The 20,818-nt window shown below is 41.9% G+C and carries 19 protein-coding genes and 1 pseudogene; 13 read left to right on the top strand and 7 right to left on the bottom strand.

Annotated features, from left to right (window positions below):
• The first annotated feature begins 88 nt into the window (after nucleotides 1-88).
• The 4 genes and pseudogenes from K358_RS0111420 to K358_RS19065 all read left to right on the top strand — a co-directional run.
• Complete coding sequence (locus K358_RS0111420) at nucleotides 89-2,773, top strand: nSTAND1 domain-containing NTPase (protein ID WP_027696948.1); 2,685 nt, start codon at nucleotides 89-91, stop codon at nucleotides 2,771-2,773.
• Between the two features lie 77 nt (nucleotides 2,774-2,850).
• Nucleotides 2,851-3,147, top strand: a complete 297-nt coding sequence (locus tag K358_RS0111415; RefSeq protein WP_027696947.1) for a hypothetical protein — start codon at nucleotides 2,851-2,853, stop codon at nucleotides 3,145-3,147.
• A 221-nt stretch (nucleotides 3,148-3,368) separates the two neighbouring features.
• Nucleotides 3,369-3,836, top strand: coding sequence for a hypothetical protein (locus tag K358_RS0111410; protein ID WP_038150121.1), 468 nt, complete (start codon nucleotides 3,369-3,371; stop codon nucleotides 3,834-3,836).
• Between the two features lie 386 nt (nucleotides 3,837-4,222).
• A pseudogene (locus K358_RS19065) lies at nucleotides 4,223-4,366 on the top strand (thioredoxin-dependent thiol peroxidase); the annotation flags it as partial.
• Nucleotides 4,367-4,469: 103 nt separating this feature from the next.
• On the opposite strand, the gene K358_RS0111400 reads toward K358_RS19065, so the two are convergent.
• Nucleotides 4,470-5,549, bottom strand: a complete 1,080-nt coding sequence (locus K358_RS0111400; RefSeq protein ID WP_027696945.1) for an AI-2E family transporter — start codon at nucleotides 5,547-5,549, stop codon at nucleotides 4,470-4,472.
• The gene (locus K358_RS0111395; protein WP_027696944.1) at nucleotides 5,550-5,780 is read right to left on the bottom strand and encodes a sulfurtransferase TusA family protein; all 231 of its coding nucleotides are present in this window, start codon (nucleotides 5,778-5,780) and stop codon (nucleotides 5,550-5,552) included.
• A gap of 150 nt (nucleotides 5,781-5,930) precedes the next feature.
• On the opposite strand from K358_RS0111395, the gene bepA reads away from it, so the two are divergent.
• From bepA to K358_RS0111375, 4 genes are read left to right on the top strand one after another with little or no spacing between them, the layout of a single operon-like run.
• Complete coding sequence (bepA, locus tag K358_RS0111390; RefSeq protein ID WP_027696943.1) at nucleotides 5,931-7,382, top strand: beta-barrel assembly-enhancing protease; 1,452 nt, start codon at nucleotides 5,931-5,933, stop codon at nucleotides 7,380-7,382.
• 22 nt (nucleotides 7,383-7,404) lie between these two features.
• The gene (arsC, locus tag K358_RS0111385; RefSeq protein WP_027696942.1) at nucleotides 7,405-7,755 is read left to right on the top strand and encodes an arsenate reductase (glutaredoxin); all 351 of its coding nucleotides are present in this window, start codon (nucleotides 7,405-7,407) and stop codon (nucleotides 7,753-7,755) included.
• Nucleotides 7,752-8,360, top strand: coding sequence for an NAD(P)H:quinone oxidoreductase (gene wrbA / locus K358_RS0111380; RefSeq protein ID WP_027696941.1), 609 nt, complete (start codon nucleotides 7,752-7,754; stop codon nucleotides 8,358-8,360). Before arsC ends, wrbA begins: the two co-directional genes overlap by 4 nt.
• 12 nt (nucleotides 8,361-8,372) lie before the next feature.
• Nucleotides 8,373-8,822 (top strand): DUF2069 domain-containing protein, encoded by a 450-nt coding sequence (locus K358_RS0111375; RefSeq protein ID WP_027696940.1) that lies wholly within the window; start codon nucleotides 8,373-8,375, stop codon nucleotides 8,820-8,822.
• A 131-nt stretch (nucleotides 8,823-8,953) separates the two neighbouring features.
• Here K358_RS0111375 and K358_RS0111370 read toward each other — a convergent pair whose 3' ends face one another.
• Nucleotides 8,954-9,868 carry a LysR family transcriptional regulator gene (locus K358_RS0111370; protein WP_027696939.1) on the bottom strand — a complete coding sequence of 305 codons (915 nt, stop codon included), beginning with the start codon at nucleotides 9,866-9,868 and terminating at the stop codon, nucleotides 8,954-8,956.
• 110 nt (nucleotides 9,869-9,978) lie between these two features.
• Between K358_RS0111370 and K358_RS0111365 the strand changes: the two genes are divergently transcribed.
• Together K358_RS0111365 and K358_RS0111360 are read left to right on the top strand one after the other, a co-directional pair.
• Nucleotides 9,979-10,989: an NADP-dependent oxidoreductase gene (locus K358_RS0111365; RefSeq protein ID WP_027696938.1), complete on the top strand. Its 1,011-nt coding sequence runs from the start codon at nucleotides 9,979-9,981 to the stop codon at nucleotides 10,987-10,989.
• Nucleotides 10,990-11,071: 82 nt separating this feature from the next.
• Entirely contained in the window at nucleotides 11,072-12,220 is a 1,149-nt protein-coding gene (locus tag K358_RS0111360; RefSeq protein WP_027696937.1) for an iron-containing alcohol dehydrogenase, read from the top strand.
• A 105-nt stretch (nucleotides 12,221-12,325) separates the two neighbouring features.
• Here the strand turns inward: K358_RS0111360 and K358_RS18405 are convergent, their stop codons facing one another.
• Complete coding sequence (locus K358_RS18405) at nucleotides 12,326-13,534, bottom strand: DUF2066 domain-containing protein (protein ID WP_051241291.1); 1,209 nt, start codon at nucleotides 13,532-13,534, stop codon at nucleotides 12,326-12,328.
• A gap of 229 nt (nucleotides 13,535-13,763) precedes the next feature.
• A complete protein-coding gene (gene upp, locus K358_RS0111350; protein WP_027696936.1) occupies nucleotides 13,764-14,390 on the bottom strand; it encodes a uracil phosphoribosyltransferase in 627 nt (208 codons plus the stop codon).
• Nucleotides 14,391-14,575: 185 nt separating this feature from the next.
• On the opposite strand from upp, the gene purM reads away from it, so the two are divergent.
• Both purM and purN read left to right on the top strand, forming a co-directional pair.
• Nucleotides 14,576-15,616, top strand: coding sequence for a phosphoribosylformylglycinamidine cyclo-ligase (purM, locus tag K358_RS0111345; RefSeq protein ID WP_027696935.1), 1,041 nt, complete (start codon nucleotides 14,576-14,578; stop codon nucleotides 15,614-15,616).
• A 55-nt stretch (nucleotides 15,617-15,671) separates the two neighbouring features.
• Entirely contained in the window at nucleotides 15,672-16,328 is a 657-nt protein-coding gene (gene purN / locus K358_RS0111340; protein WP_038150119.1) for a phosphoribosylglycinamide formyltransferase, read from the top strand.
• Between the two features lie 190 nt (nucleotides 16,329-16,518).
• On the opposite strand, the gene K358_RS18400 is transcribed toward purN, so the two are convergent.
• Together K358_RS18400 and lpcA are read right to left on the bottom strand one after the other, a co-directional pair.
• A complete protein-coding gene (locus K358_RS18400) occupies nucleotides 16,519-17,328 on the bottom strand; it encodes a class II glutamine amidotransferase (protein WP_038150117.1) in 810 nt (269 codons plus the stop codon).
• A gap of 33 nt (nucleotides 17,329-17,361) precedes the next feature.
• Complete coding sequence (gene lpcA, locus K358_RS0111330) at nucleotides 17,362-17,940, bottom strand: D-sedoheptulose 7-phosphate isomerase (RefSeq protein WP_027696933.1); 579 nt, start codon at nucleotides 17,938-17,940, stop codon at nucleotides 17,362-17,364.
• A 382-nt stretch (nucleotides 17,941-18,322) separates the two neighbouring features.
• Here lpcA and fadE point away from each other — a divergent pair, with 382 nt between their 5' ends.
• The gene (gene fadE, locus K358_RS0111325; protein ID WP_027696932.1) at nucleotides 18,323-20,797 is read left to right on the top strand and encodes an acyl-CoA dehydrogenase FadE; all 2,475 of its coding nucleotides are present in this window, start codon (nucleotides 18,323-18,325) and stop codon (nucleotides 20,795-20,797) included.
• The last annotated feature ends 21 nt before the right edge of the window (nucleotides 20,798-20,818 follow it).

The following is a 20,818-nucleotide window of genomic DNA, read 5'->3' as shown; positions in this document are numbered from 1 at the left end:
GACGCCAGCCATCTTCAATACCAATGATAATATGTGATAGATTACAGTGTGTTTAAGTTTGTATTTAACTAGAAGTTGAGAGGTTTCAGTGTCCCGCGTACTACCAATCGAAAAGAACTTGATAATCAGTGTTCCAGATAACTATACCAACACCAAGAGAGGTAGTTTTTTTGAGCAACTATGTGCTGACATTCTTCGATGGCAATCATACGCTATTACAGGGATAGAAGTTAGAAAGACAGGGATGGAAGTAGACATTCAAGCCACTCACGAACCATCTAGCAGAAATATTTATGTTGAATGTAAATTTTATAACGATAGAAAAACTATCGACACGGGAATCCTTGATTTATGTTACGCCCAAGCTCAAAGAGGACGCTTTAAATCAATAGCTCTGTTTTCCACTGTTAAATTAGGTAAAGATGCTCAAGGAGCATATGAAGATTACTTAGATATGGAGGTTGATTACTCTTTTTATGGGAGTGAGGAAATTCTCAAAGCACTTGAAGCATGTGGGAAGGTTAAAGGGTTCGACGACTTAGATTTGTCTTCTAAAGTGACTTCAGCCTCTTTGTTGATACATCCAGAATTACCTATTTGCTGGTTATTTCAAGAGGTTGAAGATGGGACGCCCTCCAAACTAATCGCTTACTCATTAAGCGAAGAAATCGACACCAAGCAATTAAAGAGGGTACTAAAGGCAGAAGGTAAGTTTGAAGGCTTGAGCCTCACTCTTTATAAAAGTCATGATGTAACACCTTCGTCAACTCCTCGCCACGTCAGAGAAGTTGTCAGTAATATAGTAGTCGCAGATGACATTATGGATTACAAACCATGTCGCCCCGAGGATTTTGTTGGCCGCGACTCTATACAAAAAGAGATATGGGATTTTCTAGAAACAGTACGAACAGGAAAAAGTGATTGCAGACTAATGTCACTAACTGGATCGTCAGGAAATGGTAAATCATCCCTTGTCGCATACCTAGGTAACCGCTTTAAAAATGTTAAGTGGAAAAACAAGCTATTCCTATACCCTGTTGACGTCCGCTCTGCTAGAGGTGCAAGGTTTGTATCTGAAGCTATAACAAAAGCGTTTGATGCGGCAATTAAGTCTAATTTTATTGAGCTGAATACAACGTTCCAAATAGATAACATTGAGGACATTACAGGCGCAAAAGCATTTCTTGAATGTGACCAATACCTTAAAAAATCTGAAAAAATTGTGATTGTCTTCTTTGACCAGTTCGAAGAAGTATTTATGAAAGAGGAATTGTTTGCTCTGTTCAATTCATTTAAACGATTTGGTTTAGATGTCTCTTCTGAAAAATGTAATCTTGTTGTCGGCTTCTCTTGGAGAAATGGCATCTTCCTTGGGGATGATAATCCAGCTTATGGTTTATGGAATGACCTTCGAGATCATAGGGTTGATAAAAAGCTAAGCCTTTTTGATGAGAGCGATGCATCCAAAATGATACAGACGTTTGAGAAACGTTTGGAAATATCACTAAACAAGGCATTAAAAGGAAGATTGATCCAGCAAGCTCAAGGACTACCTTGGCTTCTCAAAAAGTTATGTATTCACCTGTTCAGGAAGATTAAAGAAGGTGTATCCCAAGAAGAACTTTTGATAACACAAATGCAAATTAAGACGTTGTTTGATGAAGACCTTGAGCGCTCCGATAAACAAAACGAATGTTTACGTTTTGTCGCTCACAACTCGCCTGTCGATAGGTATGAAGTAGCTAGAGAGTTTGGCGAAGAAACAGTAGGCAGGCTGCTTTCAGACAGGCTGCTCGTGAGAACGGGCGAAAAGGTATCCGTCTATTGGGATGTATTTCGAGATTATTTAACATCCAAGGAAACCCCTTTGATTTCATGGGGCTACATGCCAGCTTCAATGATAGGTATGGCAACAAAAACGTTAAGTTGCATTCCTGAAGACTCCACAATCTCGTTTAATGAACTCCTCTCTGCTACAAAGTATAAGAAAGGAACATTAACGAACATATTAATGGATCTGCAATCATTCTCATTGATTACAAAGGTTAGCGGCAACGATATTAAAGCACTTCAAAGTCATAGAGAAGTTCCAGAAAAAGTCCGCAGTCACATGCTCGGACATGTAGTCTTTAATCAACTAATTGAATTACAAAAAGAAAGCGGCAAAGAGCTGCTTGCTGACTCAGATCTACAAAATGAATTGAATAAAACATATTCGAACAAACAAAATGAAGCTCCAAGAGGCTATTTAACTCGCATATCCGCTTGGTTAAGATACGCTGGTTTGCTGAGTAAGGTTGGAAACAAGATAAGAGTTTATAAAGACGATTACTCTCCAGATTTTGGGGTGGTAGTTTCTAGGGGCAAAGGTGGCTTATTCTTGGGTGCTAGCACTTGTGATAACGTCATTGAATTGATAAATAGAATCAAAAATGACAACACGATTGACTTCGAATCTAAAGGTGTAAGAAATTCAATTACTGATTTAGTGAATTTGGGGATTTGCTATAAAAATAGCGATGGTAACTTGAAATTTACTCAGGAAAAGTATGGCGAGGAAACTTCCGAGAAAATCCTATCTGATCAAGTAAAAAAAGCCACCTCGATTATTATGCTTAATAGTTTAGTCGAGGAGTGTGGTGAAGTCCCTGATGTTCTATCCCAACGGCTAGGATCTGAACTTGAAAAAACATGGAAAGAATCGTCAAGGGCGAGATACATACGTTCATTGATGAAATACAGAGCGTTTTCCATGAGTTTTGAGTCTATTTAGTAGATAGTCCTTAGGTATGCGGGCATTAAAAGTGCCCGTATCGAAATTCAAGTAGCTTGCTGCTATAGGAGTTCGATTTGAACTTTCAAATAAAATCTTTTTTTGATGATAGTGAGTATATACGCGAGTTGGTTCTTCAACCATTAGAGCATATCAGGTCTAACTGGGATCTTTATTGGGACGATGCAGAGTTAAAGTATATTGAGGAGGAAGACTCCTTCGCGAAAGAGCTTAATGAGCTAATATTGGAAATTTCTTCCGTTGAGCCTCCTGTTAATTACCACAGACATGAAGACAAGGTTGCTAACAACTTTAGCCAAAACTCTTGGGCAAACATCGAGAAAAAGGAACGTTTTTGGGTTGGTGAGGAATAGAGAATAATTCTTGAGCAAGGCGGCTTCGAGGATTTCGAACAATCAGAGTTGATATTAGCATCGGCAGGTAGAGTCAAATCTGCACTTGGCCGTAGTCAGTATCATATTGATTTTATGGAAAATGGTCACCGAAAAATGCTATGTATAATCCTCTCTATTGTTCTTTACCACCGCTTCTAAAAATAGATAGGCTATTACACATTCGCAAAAGGAAGGGGGTTATGAAGTTTTTTTTCAAAAACAGCGATTTTCTTGATCAAATGGTACTACGCCCATTGTCCCATATTCGCCCCTATTGGGAATTAAGTTGGTACTCAGCGAGTGAAGAGTACAAGCCTGAGTCAGATAGCTTTGCTTATGAACTTAATATGTTGATTGAAGAAATGGGAGGATGCTGTATCCCCGATAACTATCATGACAATGAGGATATTGTTGTAAAAAAAACTAGGGATTTTGAAAACTCTGGTATCTACAAGCAGGGTCAGATTTGGATCGGTAGAAGCTATCAAATTTTATTGCAAGATGGTGGTTTCCATGATGAAAATGCGAGGAACCTAGTTTTGGCAGCGGCGGGGCGTGTAGAAGCAGCAAGACGTTTTGGTCAAGACCATTTTGATGATATGGAAGAAGCTCATCAGCGAATATTAGCGATTATTATGGCTTTAATTCTCTATCACCGTTACACGTAGCTGTGAGTGCAGCGAATATGGTAATGTGAATAGGTACTTTGCCTATCATATTGGGCTGTATCGCTATACCTGAGGTAATCCGTTAAATGCTAAATTAGCAAAGTCGCTGAAACGTTTTTGTCCAGAGGTGAGTTAGGTGACAAGTGTATATGTGATCACCAAGCGATCCCATCGTAATGACTATCAACTTCAACTTATAGCAACGCCTTAGTTTTTATGACAAGTTTGCGCTTGGAAAAGTGTCAAAATCAGCCCGATTTACAAAAAATTATGACAGTTGCTATAATTGAGGTTCAAAAAGAAAAATTATTAACCTAACTCACTGTTAAAGATACAATTTGTTAATAAATGTCAAAAATTTTGTCTCATAAAATTTCCAAGGGTAAAAATCTATGGGCAAAGTCTACGATGGCTTGCACCGTATTAGCTTCTTAATTGATGAAAATGGCACGATTGAACATGTATTTAATAAGTTTAAAACCAAAGATCATCATGAAGTCGTACTTAACTACCTAAATGACAATGCTTAATCGCTTTAGATAAGTAACGAAGTAGACACACTAAAACGCCCAGATATTTGATGATATCTGGGCGTTTTTCAATGACTAGATCTCAGTAATTGCCGTTAATTTACTATACTGACTCTGTAGGTGGCTCATTATTTGTTTCGTTACTTGGTAACGCATGCCAAACAGCTTTGACTAATGTGGCTAATGGAATGGCAAAGAATACTCCCCAAAAACCCCATAAGCCACCAAAGACTAATACCGCTACTATGATAGCAACTGGATGTAAATTAACCGCTTCCGAGAACAACACTGGTACCAGCACATTACCATCGAGCACTTGAACAATGCCATAAGCGATCACTAACCAATAAAATTGAGGCACCAATCCCCACTGGAATAGTGCGACCAATACAACTGGGACGGTAACCGCCACTGCACCAATATAAGGGATAAGCACGGAAAAACCGACCGCAACGGCTAGTAGTACAGGATAACGTAATCCAAACACCAAGAATACAATGTAAGTTGCCACACCAACGATCACAATCTCCACGACTTTACCGCGAATATAGTTGGAGATTTGGTTGTGCATTTCATCCCACACTTTAGTGGCTAAGCGGCGATTTTGTGGTAACACCCCACTGAACGCCGCCATAAGCTCTGATTTATCTTTCAATAAAAAGAAAATCAATAAAGGCACGAGTACTAGGTAAACCCCTAGAGTCGCCAAACTCAGTAATGAAGCCATTGAGCCACGTAAAATGGTGTCGCCCATACCGATTATTTTATTTTGAGCGTTATGCATGATCACTTCAATGACTTGGACATCCGCTATGTCTGGATAACGCTGTGGTAAGCTCGCAATATAACTTTGGAAGGTGGTATACATGCCCGGCATATCATTAAGTAAGCTAGCAATCTGTCGCCAAATAGTTGGTACTAGGCCAAAAAAAGCTAACAACATCAAGCCAATGAAAGCACTCACAACTATAAGAACACTAGCAAGCCGAGGTAACCCCGCTTTAGATAGACGGTTTACTGGCCACTCTAACAAATACGCCAACACAATAGCGACCAAGAATGGCGCAATTAAATGCCCAAAAAAGTAAATCGTAATAAAACCAAATAATAAAATCGCCACTAAGCTCACTGCATGTGGATCAGAAAATCGTTTTTTATACCAACGAACTATCATTTCAAACATTCAATTTGATTCCTTTTTCGTTACTAACAAAGTACATTCGTCATTATGCTGTTGTACTGTTACTGAATACGAGGCTTGGTTAAAATATCGAATCATATCGTTAATCGATGCAGTGTCATTCGATAAGATGGTTAGTGATTGCTGGTTCAACAATTCAGCACTTTTTCGTTTGGCTAACAATAGTGCCATTGGGCAGCGCTGAGATCGTAAATCAAGACACTCTACTTTCATTCTGCCAGACAACCTTTATGATAGAGTTATTAATCATGAGCGAGTATAAATACTTTCCGTAAAAAAGAAACCAAGCTAATCGTCTAGGGTCTTATACCACAAACAAATAATCCCCTTAGCTGTAAATAATAATGGATGTTGCTTAACGATATGCGCCAATTTTTTCGCACTACCGCATGCTTATGTCTTTCGGCTTTATTATGCGTACAACCTATCGCCTATGCACAGCAAGACTTACCGGATATAGGTACCGCTGCAGCAGGCACATTGACCATTGCTCAAGAATTAGAGTATGGCGATGCTTATATGAGAATTTTGCGCAGCACCAGTCCAATTATTAGTGACCCAGTGATGGATGAGTACATCACCTCGTTAGGCCACCAGCTGGTTGCCAATGCTAATGATGTCAAAACCCCTTTTCATTTCCACTTGATCCGTGATCGTAGCGTTAACGCCTTCGCTTTTTTTGGTGGGTACGTGGTTGCCAATACTGGTTTATTTCTTCACGCCAACAATGAAAGCCAACTTGCTTCGGTTTTTGCGCACGAAATATCACATATCACCCAACGACATCTTGCAAGACGAATGGAAGATCAAGCGCGTCGTACACCATTAACTATTGCTGCATTAGTGGGTTCGTTATTACTTGCCATCGCCTCTCCAGAAGCAGGTATTGCTGCGATTAACGCCACTACCGCAGGTTCAATGCAAGCCAGTATTAACTACACGCGCTCCAATGAACAAGAAGCTGACCGCTTTGGTATTGCCACATTAGCTAGAGCCGGTTTTGATCCTGAAGGCATGCCCGACTTCTTTGGTCACTTAGCCGATCAGTATCGCTATGCGAGTACACCACCGCCGATGTTACTTAGCCACCCCTTACCTAAAGCTCGTCTAACTGAAGCAAGAGATAGAGCGGGTCGTTACCCTAGAGTAAACCCACCTATTTCCATCAGTTTCCATCTTGCTAAAGCGCGGGTGATCGCCCGCTATGCTGATATCGATTCCGCTCAATCTCTCGATTGGTTTGAGCGTAGACTTCAAAAAGCCAGCCCAATGATAAAGCCAACCTTAGAGTACGGCCAAGCTTTGGTTTATATGGATAGTGGAAAAATCAAACAAGCCGAATCCATCTTAACTCGACTACTGGCCAGCGATCCCTACAATAACTTTTTTCTTGATGCCGCATCTGACTTATACATTCATAAAAAACTGTATGACAAGGCGCTAACCTTGCTTAAAAAAGGCCTCGAAAGAAAACCGGGCAATCAAGTATTAACCATTAACTATGCCAATATTCTTATCGAAGCAAACCGTAATAAAGAAGCGATAAACATTTTACAAAAGTATACTCATTCTCACCCAGATGAAACGGTGGGATGGTCTCTATTAGCTGATGCAAACCGCAATGTAGCCAATGAGCCGGAACAACTTGCCTCTGAAGGTGAAATATTTGCACTGCGCGCCAATTGGAATAAAGCAATTAGCAACTACACCCGGGCAAGCCAATTAGCCAAATTAGGCAGCCTACAACAAGCAAGATACGATGCTCGTATTGATCAGTTACGTATTGAACAACAACGTTTTGCTGCCCTACAATAATTTATTTTCATAAGGATATTTCATGACTGTCGTTATTTATCACAATCCCCGCTGCTCAAAAAGCCGCCAAACATTAGAGCTATTAACCAACCAAGGTATTGAGCCACAAGTAGTAAAATATCTTGATGAAACACCTGATGTTGCCACGCTAAAAACGCTGTTTAAACAACTAGGCTTAACCAATGTTCGCGATATGATGCGCACCAAAGAAGATAGTTATAAATCACTAAACTTAGCCGATGAAGCTTTGAGTGATGATGACCTGTTTAACGCGATGGTTGAAAATCCAAAGCTGATTGAACGCCCTATAGTCGTCGCCAATGATCAAGCTCGTCATGGCCGTCCACCAGAGCAAGTGCTTGAAATCCTATGACACACTCCGCTAGAACCGTCAGCATTATCGTGTTGTACCATAGTCGACATGGTACAACACAACAGTTAGCTCGCCACATTGCCCGAGGAGTAGAATCGGTAGAAAACTGTCAAGCTTCATTGCGTACTGTTGCGGATATTGTGCCCAATGACGATCATCCTACTACCGACCCTGTGATCGAATTACCAGAGTTAAAGCAATGTGCTGGACTGGCGATTGGTAGCCCCGTTTGGTTTGGCAATATGAGCGCCGCGATGAAACACTTTTGGGATCAAACCACTTCTTTGTGGATCGCTGGTGATTTAATTGATAAGCCTGCTTGTGTGTTTACCTCATCATCGTCCCCTCATGGCGGGCAAGAGACGACTCAGCAATCAATGATGTTACCGTTATTGCATCACGGCATGATGGTAATGGGACTCCCTTATTCAGAGCCAAATCTACACACTAGCTTTAAAGGTGGAACGCCCTATGGAGCAAGTTCAATATCGAAACAAGGTCATAGCGGGCTCGATAAACAAGTGACTGAGTTAGCATTTGCGCAAGGCCAACGTTTAGCAAAAGCGGCTTTAGCCTTATCATCCCTCCACTCTTCATCAAATTAAGAAACGGACTTTATGACACAATCACCGGCGACATCGCCACTTTCTTCTCGCGACTTGGTTGCTCGCTACTTAGCTTTATTCAGCTATTTGGCACTATTGCTATGGGTACTGGCATGGCATGGTTTTATTTCCCCTCATCCCGATCTTAATTCAACTGCAGTCACCATAGGTTGGTGTATTCCGCTACTGCTGCCTTTTATCGGTATCATTAAAGGTAAGCCCTATACCCACGCCTGGGCAAACTTCATTTTAATGTTCTACTTTTTGCACTCACTGACCATTTTATATATCGATAATGGTGAGCGTCTGCTTGCAGCCATTGAACTCCTACTAACGAGCATTAATTTTGTAGCCAATATTCTTTATGCTCGCCACAAAGGTAAAGCGCTTGGCCTTAAACTGACGCGTCTTTCTGAAGTAGAAAAGCAAGAAAAAGCCAAATATGAAGGTTCAAACAAATAGTACATACCCAAAGTAATTGAAGTTACAGTGAGGCGACAAGTGAATGAGACCCCATGAGCATAGCTTGTCTATTCGATTGGGGAGAATGAACGCCGGCAACAAAGCTGCAGCTTCAAGTACGACGGGTATAATTATTCAGAAAAAGCTTGAGATAACACCGTCTGAACTTCGGTTCTAAGCCAGCGGTGTGCTAGGTTATTATGCTGCCTAGCATGCCACACCATGTAATATTGATATGTCGGCGTGTCTACCGGAGTATCCATCACCACCACATCTAAATGCTCTGCCATTTTTCTCGCCAAACACCCCGGTAAGGTCAGCAATAAATCACTTTGTTCAATAGCGTAAGGCGCAGCGGTAAAATGTGGCATTCGCAATACCACGTTACGTTTACGACCAATTTTTGCTAACGCCAAATCAATCGCCCCTGCACGATCGCCCCCCATACTAATCAAGGCATGAACACTATTACAATAAGCATCTAACGTTAAAGGCTGACGGGCTAAGGGATGCCCTTTTCTCACCATGGTAACTAAACGATCGGGGCCAAGAGCCTGCGCATAAATATCAGCTTGCGGTTTTTGTACATCACTACTAAAACTTAAATCAGCCTCACCAAGTGATAATTTTTCCATCATATCTGGCTGACGATTTAAACACGTCAATGACACGCCCGGTGCTTGCTCAAATAATGTTTTGTAAACAGGTGGCATGAAAACTTGCGAGAAAAAATCACTCATCATTAAAGTGAAATGTGTATTGGCTTGCTTAGGTTCAAAAGCCGCTGGGTTGAGTAAAGTCTCTGCGTGCTGCAATAAGCAATCCAATGACGTCGACATTTCAATCGTACGCTCGGTAGGTAATAAGCCACCTTTAGTTCGTACAAATAACGGATCACCAAACTGATGACGTAAACGTTGCAAAGTTCGGCTCATTGCTGACTGCGTGATATTAAGTTGCAAAGCTGCTTTGGTAACACTCTTGGTACGAATCAAGGCTTGTAATGCGACCAATAAATTTAAGTCGACTTGATTTAGCTTATTCATGATATGACTTTAGCTCATTTTGGTAATTATCATTATGCATTAGGAATATATTACCTTTCTCGCTATTCTAACAGCATAAAATTTCAGTCAACTCCACGATAGAGGTTCCAATGCATATTGAAAGTAAAGGTTACGCTTTAAAACAACGTCCAGCGGGCATGCCTACTCAAGAGTGTTTTGAGTTACAAACCGAAACGATTACAGATATCGCTGAAGGCCAATTCATCATTAAAAATCTTTGGTTATCCGTTGACCCTTATATGCGTGGCAGAATGACCGATGCCGAAAGTTATGTACCGCCATTTCAACTTGGCGAATTAATGCAAGGTTCTGCGATTGGTGAAGTGATTGAATCAAAACACCCAGACTTTCAAGTAGGCGATAAAGTTAACAGCATGCTTGGTTGGCGTGAATACGCCGTCTCAACCGGTGAAATGGTACAAAAGCTGCCACAGACTACACTACCCGACCAAAGCTTCCTTGGTGTTGCTGGCATGCCAGGCTTAACCGCTTGGGTTGGTTTGAATATTATTGGCGAACTGAAAGAAGGCGAAACCGTATTAGTTTCTGCTGCTTCAGGTGCGGTCGGTAGCCTAGTCTGTCAATTTGCTAAATTAAAAGGTTGCCGTGTTATTGGTAGTGCTGGCAGTGCTGAAAAAGTGGAATGGTTAAAATCACTTGGTGTCGATGGCGTCATCAATTACAAAGATTATAACAACGCCGCAGAGTTTGAAGCCGCACTCGCAGAACATTGCCCACAAGGTGTTGATGTATGCTACGAGAATGTTGGTGGTGATCACTTAGAAGCCGCATTAAATTTATTAAATCGTTATGGACGCATGAGTGTCTGCGGCATGATTGATTTGTATAACCTAGAAGATGCTAAAGCGGGCCCAAATAACCTGGCTAACATCGTCAAGAAGAGCCTACGCATTCAAGGCTTCATTGTCTCTGATCACTGGGAACATTATCCAAGCTACGTGGCGCAATTAACTCAATGGGTTGAGCAAGGAAAAATCAGCTGGAAAGAGACGACCCGTGAAGGTATCGAAGCTACCCCTGATGCTTTCCTTGGATTATTTAAAGGTGAGAACATCGGTAAGATGCTCATTAAACTGTAATAAAAAATCATCATTCTGAACACAATTTAAATTCAATAACGTCGCTTTCACGCAAAAGCGACGATTTACTCTGGAGCAACAAATGAACAATTTTAGCTATCAAAATACGACTCAAATTCACTTTGGCCAAGGTCAAATCTCAGCAATCACCAATAGCATTCCTAAAGACAAAAAAATTCTGGTGACATACGGTGGCGGTTCAATCAAAAGCAACGGTGTTTATGACCAAGTGGTTGCTGCGCTTAAAGATCATACTTGGGATGAATTCTCTGGAATCGAGCCAAACCCACAATTCGACACTTTAATGAAAGCGGTGGAAAAAATCCGTGCCGAAGGCTTTGACTACCTACTTGCTGTTGGCGGTGGCTCAGTGGTTGATGGCACTAAGTTCATCTCTGCGGCGGTTGGTTTTGAAGGTGATACTTGGGATATTTTAGCCAAAGGTGCTGAAGTGAACAGTGCGCTACCTTTAGGTTGTATCTTAACCCTACCGGCAACCGGTTCTGAAACTAATATTGGTGCCGTGGTTACTCGTGGTAAAGAAAAATTAGCATTTATGAACCCGCTAGTTCGCCCTCAATTTGCAGTGTTAGATCCACAAACCACATTAAGCCTGTCTGAGCGTCAAACCTCTAACGGTGTGGTTGATGCCTTTGTGCATGTTATGGAGCAATACTTAACTTACCCAGTTAACGCAAAAATCCAAGACCGTTTCGCGGAAGGTATTCTACTTACCTTAATTGAAGAAGGTCCAAAATTAATTGATAATCTACAAGATATCGAAGCTCGTACTAACGTTATGTGGGCAGCAACTCAAGCACTAAGCGGCCTAATCGGTGTTGGTGTTCCTCAAGACTGGGCGACCCACATGATTGGTCACGAACTAACAGGTAACTTCGGTGTAGACCACGGCCGTAGCTTAACCATCGTACTCCCTGCGGTAATGAGTGTATGTCGCGAAGAGAAAAAAGCGAAATTACTACAATATGCAGAGCGTATCTGGAATATCACTGAAGGTTCTGATGATGCTCGTATTGATGCGGCGATTGAGAAAACGAAACAATTCTTCAGCCAAATGAAGACTCCAGTTTCTCTTGGTGAAATCGACCTTGCACAAGCCGACGTTGATACTGCCATTGCAAGCTTAGAAGCACATGGCATGACAAAACTAGGTGAGCACGGTTCAATTGATATTGCCCGTTCACGTAAAGTGCTAGAAACCGCGCTTTAAGTTATCAATTAGTCACTGAACTAATTAACACGCTAACAAAGGGAGCCAACTTGGAACTTGGCTCCCTTTGTTATATCCAGGTGATCTGGTTATGTCTACCTTATTTTATAAGTTAAACCACAACTGCTGATCGGCTGGCAATTGTTCATCAACTGTTTTTTCTTCTGACTCTGAGCTCTCTGGATCAATCGCATCTGTTTCTTGCTCTACTTCTTGCCCTGTAGCCTGGTTGCCTTGCTGAGTATCATCCGCTTGCGCTAACTGCTCTGCAGCCGCTTGTTCTGCCACTTTTGCAGAGTCCACAGGCGCTTGTGTTTGCTCTATTCCTTTTAATCCTGAGACTTGCTTTTCAAATTCCGCTTTATTGCTTAATAGTTGAATATTGAATGTTACATTCGCACCTTGAATCGAGTGCACCTGTACTGTTGCAACACTCTCTAAATCAAGTAAAGAACGCTCTAAATTAAAGAAAGATTGAGCCGATTGGATGCCAGAGAAATGAGCCCATAGCGCATCATCCGCCACTTGCTTACCGGTTGGTTTGTTTTTCTTAGCGTAGTAAGCACTAACTCGGTCAATGGCTTTATCTATTGCTTGAGCTACATCGCCACTTTCAACACCTGTAACAGCTGATTGAGGCGAAGAGGTAATACTGTCAGGCGCCATATCATAAAGCTGCCAATTGACTTCTGAAGATGCTCCATCAGCCACCACTTTTAGCACGAGTACTGAATCTGCCGGATAACGAACACTAGCAGCGGCAAGTGGCTCTGGAAAACCGCCCCATAAATCTGGCGCAGAAATTTTAGTTAAATCATCCATATCACCCACTGGCAAAGTGATGGGAAGCCCTGACTGCTGCGCGGCCGTTTGCAAAGCAGATACGGAATCTAATCCAGATTGCTCCCAACCTACTTGACGCTCAACATTGTCATCTTGCACCAACCAAACTAAAACATTCTCACGCTCTTTAGGCCAAACCGAAGCATTGGCTTGCGATAACAAGGCACTGACTTGCTTGGGGCTGTACTGCATATCTAAGCTTTTTTCACCATTTAGCGTGCTATATTCAAATTTAGCCAAATAATCAGAACCATCGCGCATGGCTTTTTTTACGACCTCATTATCAGCAATATTGACATTACCCGATGCTTTAATTAACACCTGCTCGAGACCTTCTCCCCATGCGATTGAGCGTGCATTTTTTTCATTACTTAACACAACTTCAGCGTGGTATACATCAACCGTCGTTTTGGCGACCGTCGTTAATGGAAATAAAATTGAAGCAACAAGGGGGATAACAAGATAACGCATAACAGACCTGTTTTTTTTATTCAGACATCATTCCGTGTAGTAACACCACACTCTTTATACCTAAGTTACTTAATACATAAGTTACTTGGGTATATATTAAGCCGCTAATAATACATGAAACGTATACATTTTTCTTCGTATCAGTAGACACAAAAAAGCGACTCCATTTAATAGAGTCGCTTTTCGTAAATAAATTCCCTAGCCCTCAAACATTAAAGCTAGATTAAGCTTATTGAGTACCGAAGATCTTATCACCAGCATCGCCTAACCCAGGAACGATATAGCCTTTATCATCCAGTTTTTCGTCAATCGCAGCAGTATATAGCTCAATATCTGGGTGGACTTTCCCTAGAGCTTCAATGCCTTCTGGCGCAGCGACTAGTACTAATACTTTAATGTGGTTACAACCCTGCTCTTTTAGTAAGTCAATCGTTGCAATCATCGAGCCGCCTGTTGCTAACATGGGGTCGACAACGAGAGCAATGCGCTCATCAATGTTAGAGGTTAATTTGTTAAAGTATGGAATTGGCTCTAGTGTTTCTTCATCACGATATACACCAACAACAGAAATCCTAGCACTTGGCATGTGCTCAAGTACGCCATCCATCATACCTAAACCAGCACGAAGGATCGGTACAACGGTGACTTTTTTGCCTTTAATTTGGTCAATTTCAACCGGGCCATTCCAACCTTTAATGGTCACTCTCTCTGTTTCAAAATCAGAGGTCGCTTCATAAGTGAGTAAACTGCCCACTTCCGTTGCTAATTCGCGGAAACGTTTGGTGCTGATATCGCTTTCGCGCATGAGACCAAGCTTATGCTTAACCAGTGGGTGTTTAACTTCTACGACTTTCATGTCCAACTCCGTGCTTAATTTTGACAAACAAGAGAATTATATACCCAAGTAACTTCAAGAAGCGAGTTTCAGCAAGAATAAATGGAGCAAAAAAAACTGACGCAAACGTTTTCCTTTTCACTTCATCCCCTGTTAGAATACCCCCGTTTTTCACATCCAATCAAATCAAAGGCGAGGATATCCCCGTGAGTGGTAACAATTCTTCTCTAAGCTATAAAGACGCTGGTGTTGATATTGATGCAGGTAATGCATTAGTCGATAAAATTAAAGGTGTGGTAAAACGCACTCGTCGCCCTGAAGTTATGGGCGGCATCGGTGGCTTTGGTGCATTATGTGAGCTACCAACCAAATACAAGCAGCCGCTTTTAGTTTCTGGCACAGATGGTGTTGGAACGAAACTGCGTCTGGCTTTGGATATGAAAAAACACGACACCATTGGTATCGACCTTGTCGCCATGTGTGTGAATGATTTAATCGTTCAAGGTGCAGAACCTCTTTTCTTCCTAGACTACTACGCAACAGGCAAACTAGATGTTGATACCGCAGCAGAAGTGGTAACTGGCATCGGTGAAGGTTGTATCCAAGCTGGCTGTTCTTTAATCGGTGGTGAAACTGCTGAAATGCCTGGCATGTATGAAGGCGAAGACTACGATGTTGCCGGCTTCTGTGTTGGCGTAGTCGAAAAAGCAGATGTTATCGATGGCACAAAAGTTGCAGCTGGTGACGCTTTAATCGCGGTAGGTTCAAGTGGCCCTCACTCAAATGGCTATTCACTTATTCGTAAGATCCTTGAAGTGTCTCAAGCTGATTTAAATGAAGACTTAAACGGTCGTACGATCGGTGAACACCTTATCGAACCAACGAAGATTTACATCAAATCAGCGCTTAAAATGATTGAAAAGCATGATATCCATGCGATTTCTCATATTACTGGCGGCGGTTTCTGGGAAAACATCCCACGTGTATTACCAAAAGGCACTAAAGCTGTGGTCGATGGTAACAGTTGGGAATGGCCGGCCATTTTCTCTTGGTTGCAACAAAAAGGTAATGTTGAAACCTACGAGATGTACCGCACGTTCAACTGTGGTGTTGGCCTGATTGTGGCACTTCCACAAGATCAAGCGCAAGCCGCGGTAGAACTACTTAATGCTGAAGGCGAAAACGCTTGGATCATCGGTCAAGTAGCGACAGCTGAAGCTGGTGAAGAGCAAGTGGAAATTAAATAAGCAAACAGCCGAAAGTCAAATTGACTTTCGGCTGTTCTTATTTGGCAAGGAATGTATGAAAAATATCGTTGTATTAGTTTCAGGTAATGGAAGCAACCTACAAGCCATTATCGATGCTTGTGAATCCGAACAAATTCAAGCCAAAGTCACGGCAGTGTTTTCAAACAAAGCTGAAGCTTATGGTTTAGAGCGTGCAAAAAATCATTCAATCGCAGCTCACTCCCTTTCCGCGCAAGACTTTCTAAATTCAGATGGAAAGCCCGATCGTTTGGCTTTTGACACTGAATTGATGCAGCAAATCGACACCTATCAACCTGATTTAATTATTCTTGCCGGTTACATGCGAATTCTCAGCAGTAACTTTGTAGAACACTACTTAGGCAAAATGCTGAACATCCACCCTTCTCTACTTCCTAAATACTCAGGCTTACATACTCATCAACGAGCCATTGATGCTGGCGATAATGAACATGGCACCAGCGTTCACTTTGTTACTGAAGAGCTCGATGGTGGCCCCGTTATTCTACAAGCCAAAGTGCCTGTTTTTGAAGATGACATTGCCGATGATTTAGCAAAACGAGTCCTGATTCAAGAACACCAAATCTACCCTCTTGTCACTAAATGGTTTATTGAAGGCCGATTAGAGATGAAACAACAGCAAGCTTATTTGGATGGTCAGCCATTAGGGCTACATGGATACGCCGAAGAGTAGTGTTGCAAGTTACAAAGAAAGTTTAAAATCGCTTCATTTGTATCGATAATATTCCTGCATTATTTATACTCAATATTACTTGAGGAGATCCTGAACTGCGCTCCTTCGTCGCTTTTCAGGATGACACTATGCTTCAGAGTACAACTCATTGCTTTTCCTTGAAACTAGGGTCTAGGAACCCAATGACCTTTTACGCAAACGGCTCATCAATCAAATCTAAACTATTATCTAAAATCAGCTCACCAAAATGAAATACGCCATATTCACTCGGCTTCATTTTATGCCAGCGTTCGTTATCGGTTAACGGTTGAGTGGCAATCACAGAAACCACATCATTGGGCGTGGTTTCTTCTTGAAAGTCGATACTGACTTCTTCATCAATTAATGTCGCTTTACCAAAGGGGGCTCGTCTTGTTATCCAATGAAGATTGTTGGTGCAGTACATCATCACATATTCGCCATCACTCAACAGCATGTTAAACACGCCTAACTTTTTCAACTCATCACAACATTGAGCAATAAACTGAAAGATCTCTGGCATTTGACGAGAATGTGGAGGTTCTGGGTAACGGTTTTCAAGCTGCTTTAAAATCCAACAAAACGACAACTCGCTATCGGTTTCTCCAATTGGACGATGGCGACCGGTATCTAAATCTTGGTAGCCACTCAATTGACCATTATGGGCAAACGTCCAATTCTTCCCCCACAGCTCACGAGTAAATGGATGAGTATTTTCTAAATTCACCTCACCTCGATTAGCCTGACGTATATGACTAATCACCGCGCAACTTTTTATAGGATAGCTTTGTACTAGCTCGGCAATTTTAGAATGGCAGCTCGGTTTCGGATCTTTAAAATTACGACACCCCTTACCTTCATAAAAAGTGATCCCCCAGCCATCACGATGAGGGCCAGTTTTTCCACCACGTTGGATTAATCCGGTAAAACTGAAGCAAATGTCGGTTGGGACATTGGCACTCATACCGAGCAATTCACACATTCATCATTCCTTTACAAGCTTAAAGATAGGAAGTTACTTTTCCATCTCTTTTTCAATCAATTGGATCACGATATGGATAATTTTAATGTGGACTTCTTGAATACGGTCAGCATAACCAAAATGAGGAACACGAATTTCCACATCAGCAATACCTGCCATTTTACCGCCGTCTTTACCCGTTAAAGCAACCGTCTTCATGCCTTTTTGCTTAGCCGTTTCCATCGCTTTTAAGATATTGCCAGAGTTCCCCGAGGTAGAAAGGCCAAATAGCACATCGCCTTTTTGTCCTACCGCTTCAAGGTAACGCGAGAAAACAAATTCATAGCCAAAATCGTTACTGACGCAAGAAAGGTGGCTTGGATCCGAAATAGCAATCCCAGGGTAACCCGGGCGGTTCTCACGGTAGCGTCCCGTTAATTCTTCAGCAAAATGCATCGCATCACAGTGCGAGCCACCGTTACCACAAGACAACACTTTGCCACCTTGCTTAAATGAATCCGCTATCAGTTTAGCCGCCGCTTCAATATCTTGAAGATTTTTATCATCACTTAGAAAAGCGTTGAGTACTTGAGCAGCTTCTGTGAGTTCACTTCGAATCAAATCTTGGTACATGGGAGATTCCCTTATTTTGAATAGTTATCAATCTTGAGTTTACCTATAAAGCTTGAGTTTACCTACAAAGAACGAGACCTGTCACCCATTGGATGAAATATTTTCGTAAGAAGGATCCATGATTTCTGTAAGCATTATTTATATAAGAAAGAAACCGCCATTCGATACTACTCTTACAAGATAGTTAGAAAACGAACCACTCCAATAAAATATAAACACCTATTTAAAACATTCATTTTATGCTTGAGATCACTTTTCAACCACATTGACCTTTTACATTTCCTCAACAAGATGGCTACAATGAATTCATCTGGTACGACCACTTAACTTTTCGTTATAAAAAAGTGTGGCTTTATCACTCATCATAATAAGGAAGACAAAGATGATCACCCTACTTACCCTAATCGTTACGCTTGTCGTATTCGGTTTTTGTTTATACCACCGCCGCTCTCAGTCGATAACCATTGGGGCGATGGCGGCAGTCCTGCTGATTTCAACCTTACTTGGCGGGCTATCCCCAATTTTATTCGGCGTGTTTGTTATTCTTTCGGCGTTAGTGGCGATTCCACAAATTCGTCGTTCATTATTCAGTAAGCCTGCACTCAAGGTATTCCGTCAAATTTTACCGGCAATGTCTCAGACCGAAAAAGAAGCGATCGATGCTGGCACCGTATGGTGGGAAGCAGAATTATTTAAAGGTAAGCCGGATTGGAAAAAACTATCTGACATTCAAGCACCAAAATTAAATGATGAAGAACAAGCCTTTATTGATGGACCAGTAAATGAAGTTTGTCGCATGGCTAATGACTTTGAAATCACTCATGAATTAGCCGACCTACCACCAGAAATTTGGCAATACCTTAAAGATCACAAATTCTTCGCCATGATCATTAAGAAAAAATATGGCGGCTTAGAGTTTTCTGCTTACGCTCAATCTGTAGTACTACAAAAACTCACTGGCGTGTCAGGCGTATTATCTTCAACGGTTGGCGTACCAAACTCATTGGGGCCTGGTGAATTATTGCAACACTACGGCACTAAGGAGCAGCAAGATCATTACCTACCTCGCTTAGCCGAAGGTAAAGAAATCCCATGTTTTGCTTTAACGAGCCCTGAAGCAGGTTCTGATGCTGGTGCGATTCCTGATTTTGGTATTGTGTGCAAAGGTGATTGGCAAGGCAAAGAAGTGCTTGGTATGCGCCTAACATGGAATAAACGTTATATCACGCTGGCGCCTGTCGCAACCGTACTTGGTTTAGCCTTCAAACTTCGCGACCCTGATGGACTACTCGGTGACCAAGAAGATATCGGTATCACTTGTGCTTTAATTCCAACCGATACTAAAGGCGTGAAAATTGGTCGTCGTCATTTCCCTTTAAATGTGCCATTCCAAAATGGTCCAACTCAAGGTAACGATATTTTTGTCCCACTAGACTACATCATCGGCGGACCAGAAATGGCAGGCCAAGGCTGGCGTATGCTAGTGGAATGTTTATCGGTGGGTCGTGGTATCACTCTACCTTCTAACTCTACCGGTGGCACCAAAACAGCCGCATTGACAACCGGTGCTTATGCCCGTATTCGCCGCCAATTTAAGCAGCCTATCGGCCACATGGAAGGTATTGAAGAGCCATTAGCGCGTCTTGCCGGCAATGCTTATGTGATGGATGCAGCCAGTCAATTAACCGTTGCCGGTATTGATCTTGGTGAGAAACCATCGGTTATTTCAGCTATTGTGAAATACCACTGTACTCACCGCGGACAACGCGCCTTGATTGATGCCATGGATATCGCTGGCGGTAAAGGTGTCTGTATGGGACCGGCGAACTTTTTAGCCCGTGGTTACCAGGGCGCACCGATTGCTATCACTGTAGAAGGTGCCAATATTCTGACTCGTTCTATGATCATTTATGGGCAAGGTGCAATTCGCTGCCATCCTTATGTATTAGAAGAGATGGAAGCGGCGCATTCAAACGAGAAAAATGCCCTATCACGCTTTGATAGTGCGGTGTTTGGTCATATTGGCTTTAGCATGAGTAATGCAGTACGTAGCTTCTGGCTTGGCCTAACGGATGGCCGAGGTTCCGATTATGCTGTACCAAGTGATGACAATTTTAACGGCATCATTCACGACCAAATTAAAGGTTATTACCAAAAACTGAACCGTTACAGTGCCAATATTGCTTTAATGTCAGATATTTCAATGGCGGTATTAGGCGGCTCATTAAAACGTAAAGAGCGTTTATCAGCTCGTCTAGGTGATGTGTTAAGCCAACTTTATTTAAGCTCTGCAACCTTAAAGCGCTTTGAGATGGAAGGCTACCAAGAAGCAGATCTACCACTAGTACATTGGGGCGTTCAAGATAGCTTGCGTCAAGCAGAAGAAGCGATTGATGACTTCTTACGTAACTTCCCATCACGAGGAGCCGCTGGTTTAATGCGCGTGTTAATTTTACCACTAGGTAAGGTACGTAAAGCGCCAAGTGATAAGCTCGATAATCAAGTGGCGCAAATTCTGCAAACCCCATCAGAAACTCGTTCACGTATTGGCCGTAATCAATATTTAGAAGCCAGTGAGTTCAACCCAGCAGGTAAAATTGAACTGGCTCTACAAACGATTCTACGTGCCGAGCCAATTTTTGATGATATTGTCAAACAATCAGGCAAACGTCGTGCTTTTGTCCAATTGGATAAAGTTGCAGACCTTGGTTTAGAAAATGGTTGGATTAATGAAGAACAAGCGAAAATTTTACGTGATGCAGAATTCTATCGCTTAGAAACCATCAACGTTGATGACTTTGACCCGAGTGAGCTAATCGTAAAAAAGTCACAACAGAAAGTGAGTAAAGTGGCTTAACTCGAAATAATAATAAAACAC

It is taken from the genome of Vibrio litoralis DSM 17657 (genome assembly GCF_000426765.1).
GTDB lineage: Bacteria > Pseudomonadota > Gammaproteobacteria > Enterobacterales > Vibrionaceae > Vibrio > Vibrio litoralis.
The sequence above is the reverse complement of the archived record's forward strand: the minus strand, read 5'-3'. Positions and strand labels throughout refer to the sequence as shown.

What these genes read in the sequence shown, in the direction of transcription:
- purN (WP_038150119.1), top strand. Translation starts at nt 15,672, where the DNA reads ATGAAAAATATCGTTGTATTAGTTTCAGGTAATGGAAGCAACCTACAA.
- wrbA (WP_027696941.1), top strand. Translation starts at nt 7,752, where the DNA reads ATGACACACTCCGCTAGAACCGTCAGCATTATCGTGTTGTACCATAGT.
- arsC (WP_027696942.1), top strand. Translation starts at nt 7,405, where the DNA reads ATGACTGTCGTTATTTATCACAATCCCCGCTGCTCAAAAAGCCGCCAA.
- K358_RS18400 (WP_038150117.1), bottom strand. Translation starts at nt 17,328, where the DNA reads ATGTGTGAATTGCTCGGTATGAGTGCCAATGTCCCAACCGACATTTGC.
- K358_RS0111365 (WP_027696938.1), top strand. Translation starts at nt 9,979, where the DNA reads ATGCATATTGAAAGTAAAGGTTACGCTTTAAAACAACGTCCAGCGGGC.
- K358_RS18405 (WP_051241291.1), bottom strand. Translation starts at nt 13,534, where the DNA reads ATGCGTTATCTTGTTATCCCCCTTGTTGCTTCAATTTTATTTCCATTA.
- K358_RS0111375 (WP_027696940.1), top strand. Translation starts at nt 8,373, where the DNA reads ATGACACAATCACCGGCGACATCGCCACTTTCTTCTCGCGACTTGGTT.
- lpcA (WP_027696933.1), bottom strand. Translation starts at nt 17,940, where the DNA reads ATGTACCAAGATTTGATTCGAAGTGAACTCACAGAAGCTGCTCAAGTA.
- K358_RS0111410 (WP_038150121.1), top strand. Translation starts at nt 3,369, where the DNA reads ATGAAGTTTTTTTTCAAAAACAGCGATTTTCTTGATCAAATGGTACTA.
- K358_RS0111360 (WP_027696937.1), top strand. Translation starts at nt 11,072, where the DNA reads ATGAACAATTTTAGCTATCAAAATACGACTCAAATTCACTTTGGCCAA.
- K358_RS0111370 (WP_027696939.1), bottom strand. Translation starts at nt 9,868, where the DNA reads ATGAATAAGCTAAATCAAGTCGACTTAAATTTATTGGTCGCATTACAA.
- fadE (WP_027696932.1), top strand. Translation starts at nt 18,323, where the DNA reads ATGATCACCCTACTTACCCTAATCGTTACGCTTGTCGTATTCGGTTTT.
- K358_RS0111395 (WP_027696944.1), bottom strand. Translation starts at nt 5,780, where the DNA reads ATGAAAGTAGAGTGTCTTGATTTACGATCTCAGCGCTGCCCAATGGCA.
- upp (WP_027696936.1), bottom strand. Translation starts at nt 14,390, where the DNA reads ATGAAAGTCGTAGAAGTTAAACACCCACTGGTTAAGCATAAGCTTGGT.
- K358_RS0111400 (WP_027696945.1), bottom strand. Translation starts at nt 5,549, where the DNA reads ATGTTTGAAATGATAGTTCGTTGGTATAAAAAACGATTTTCTGATCCA.
- bepA (WP_027696943.1), top strand. Translation starts at nt 5,931, where the DNA reads ATGCGCCAATTTTTTCGCACTACCGCATGCTTATGTCTTTCGGCTTTA.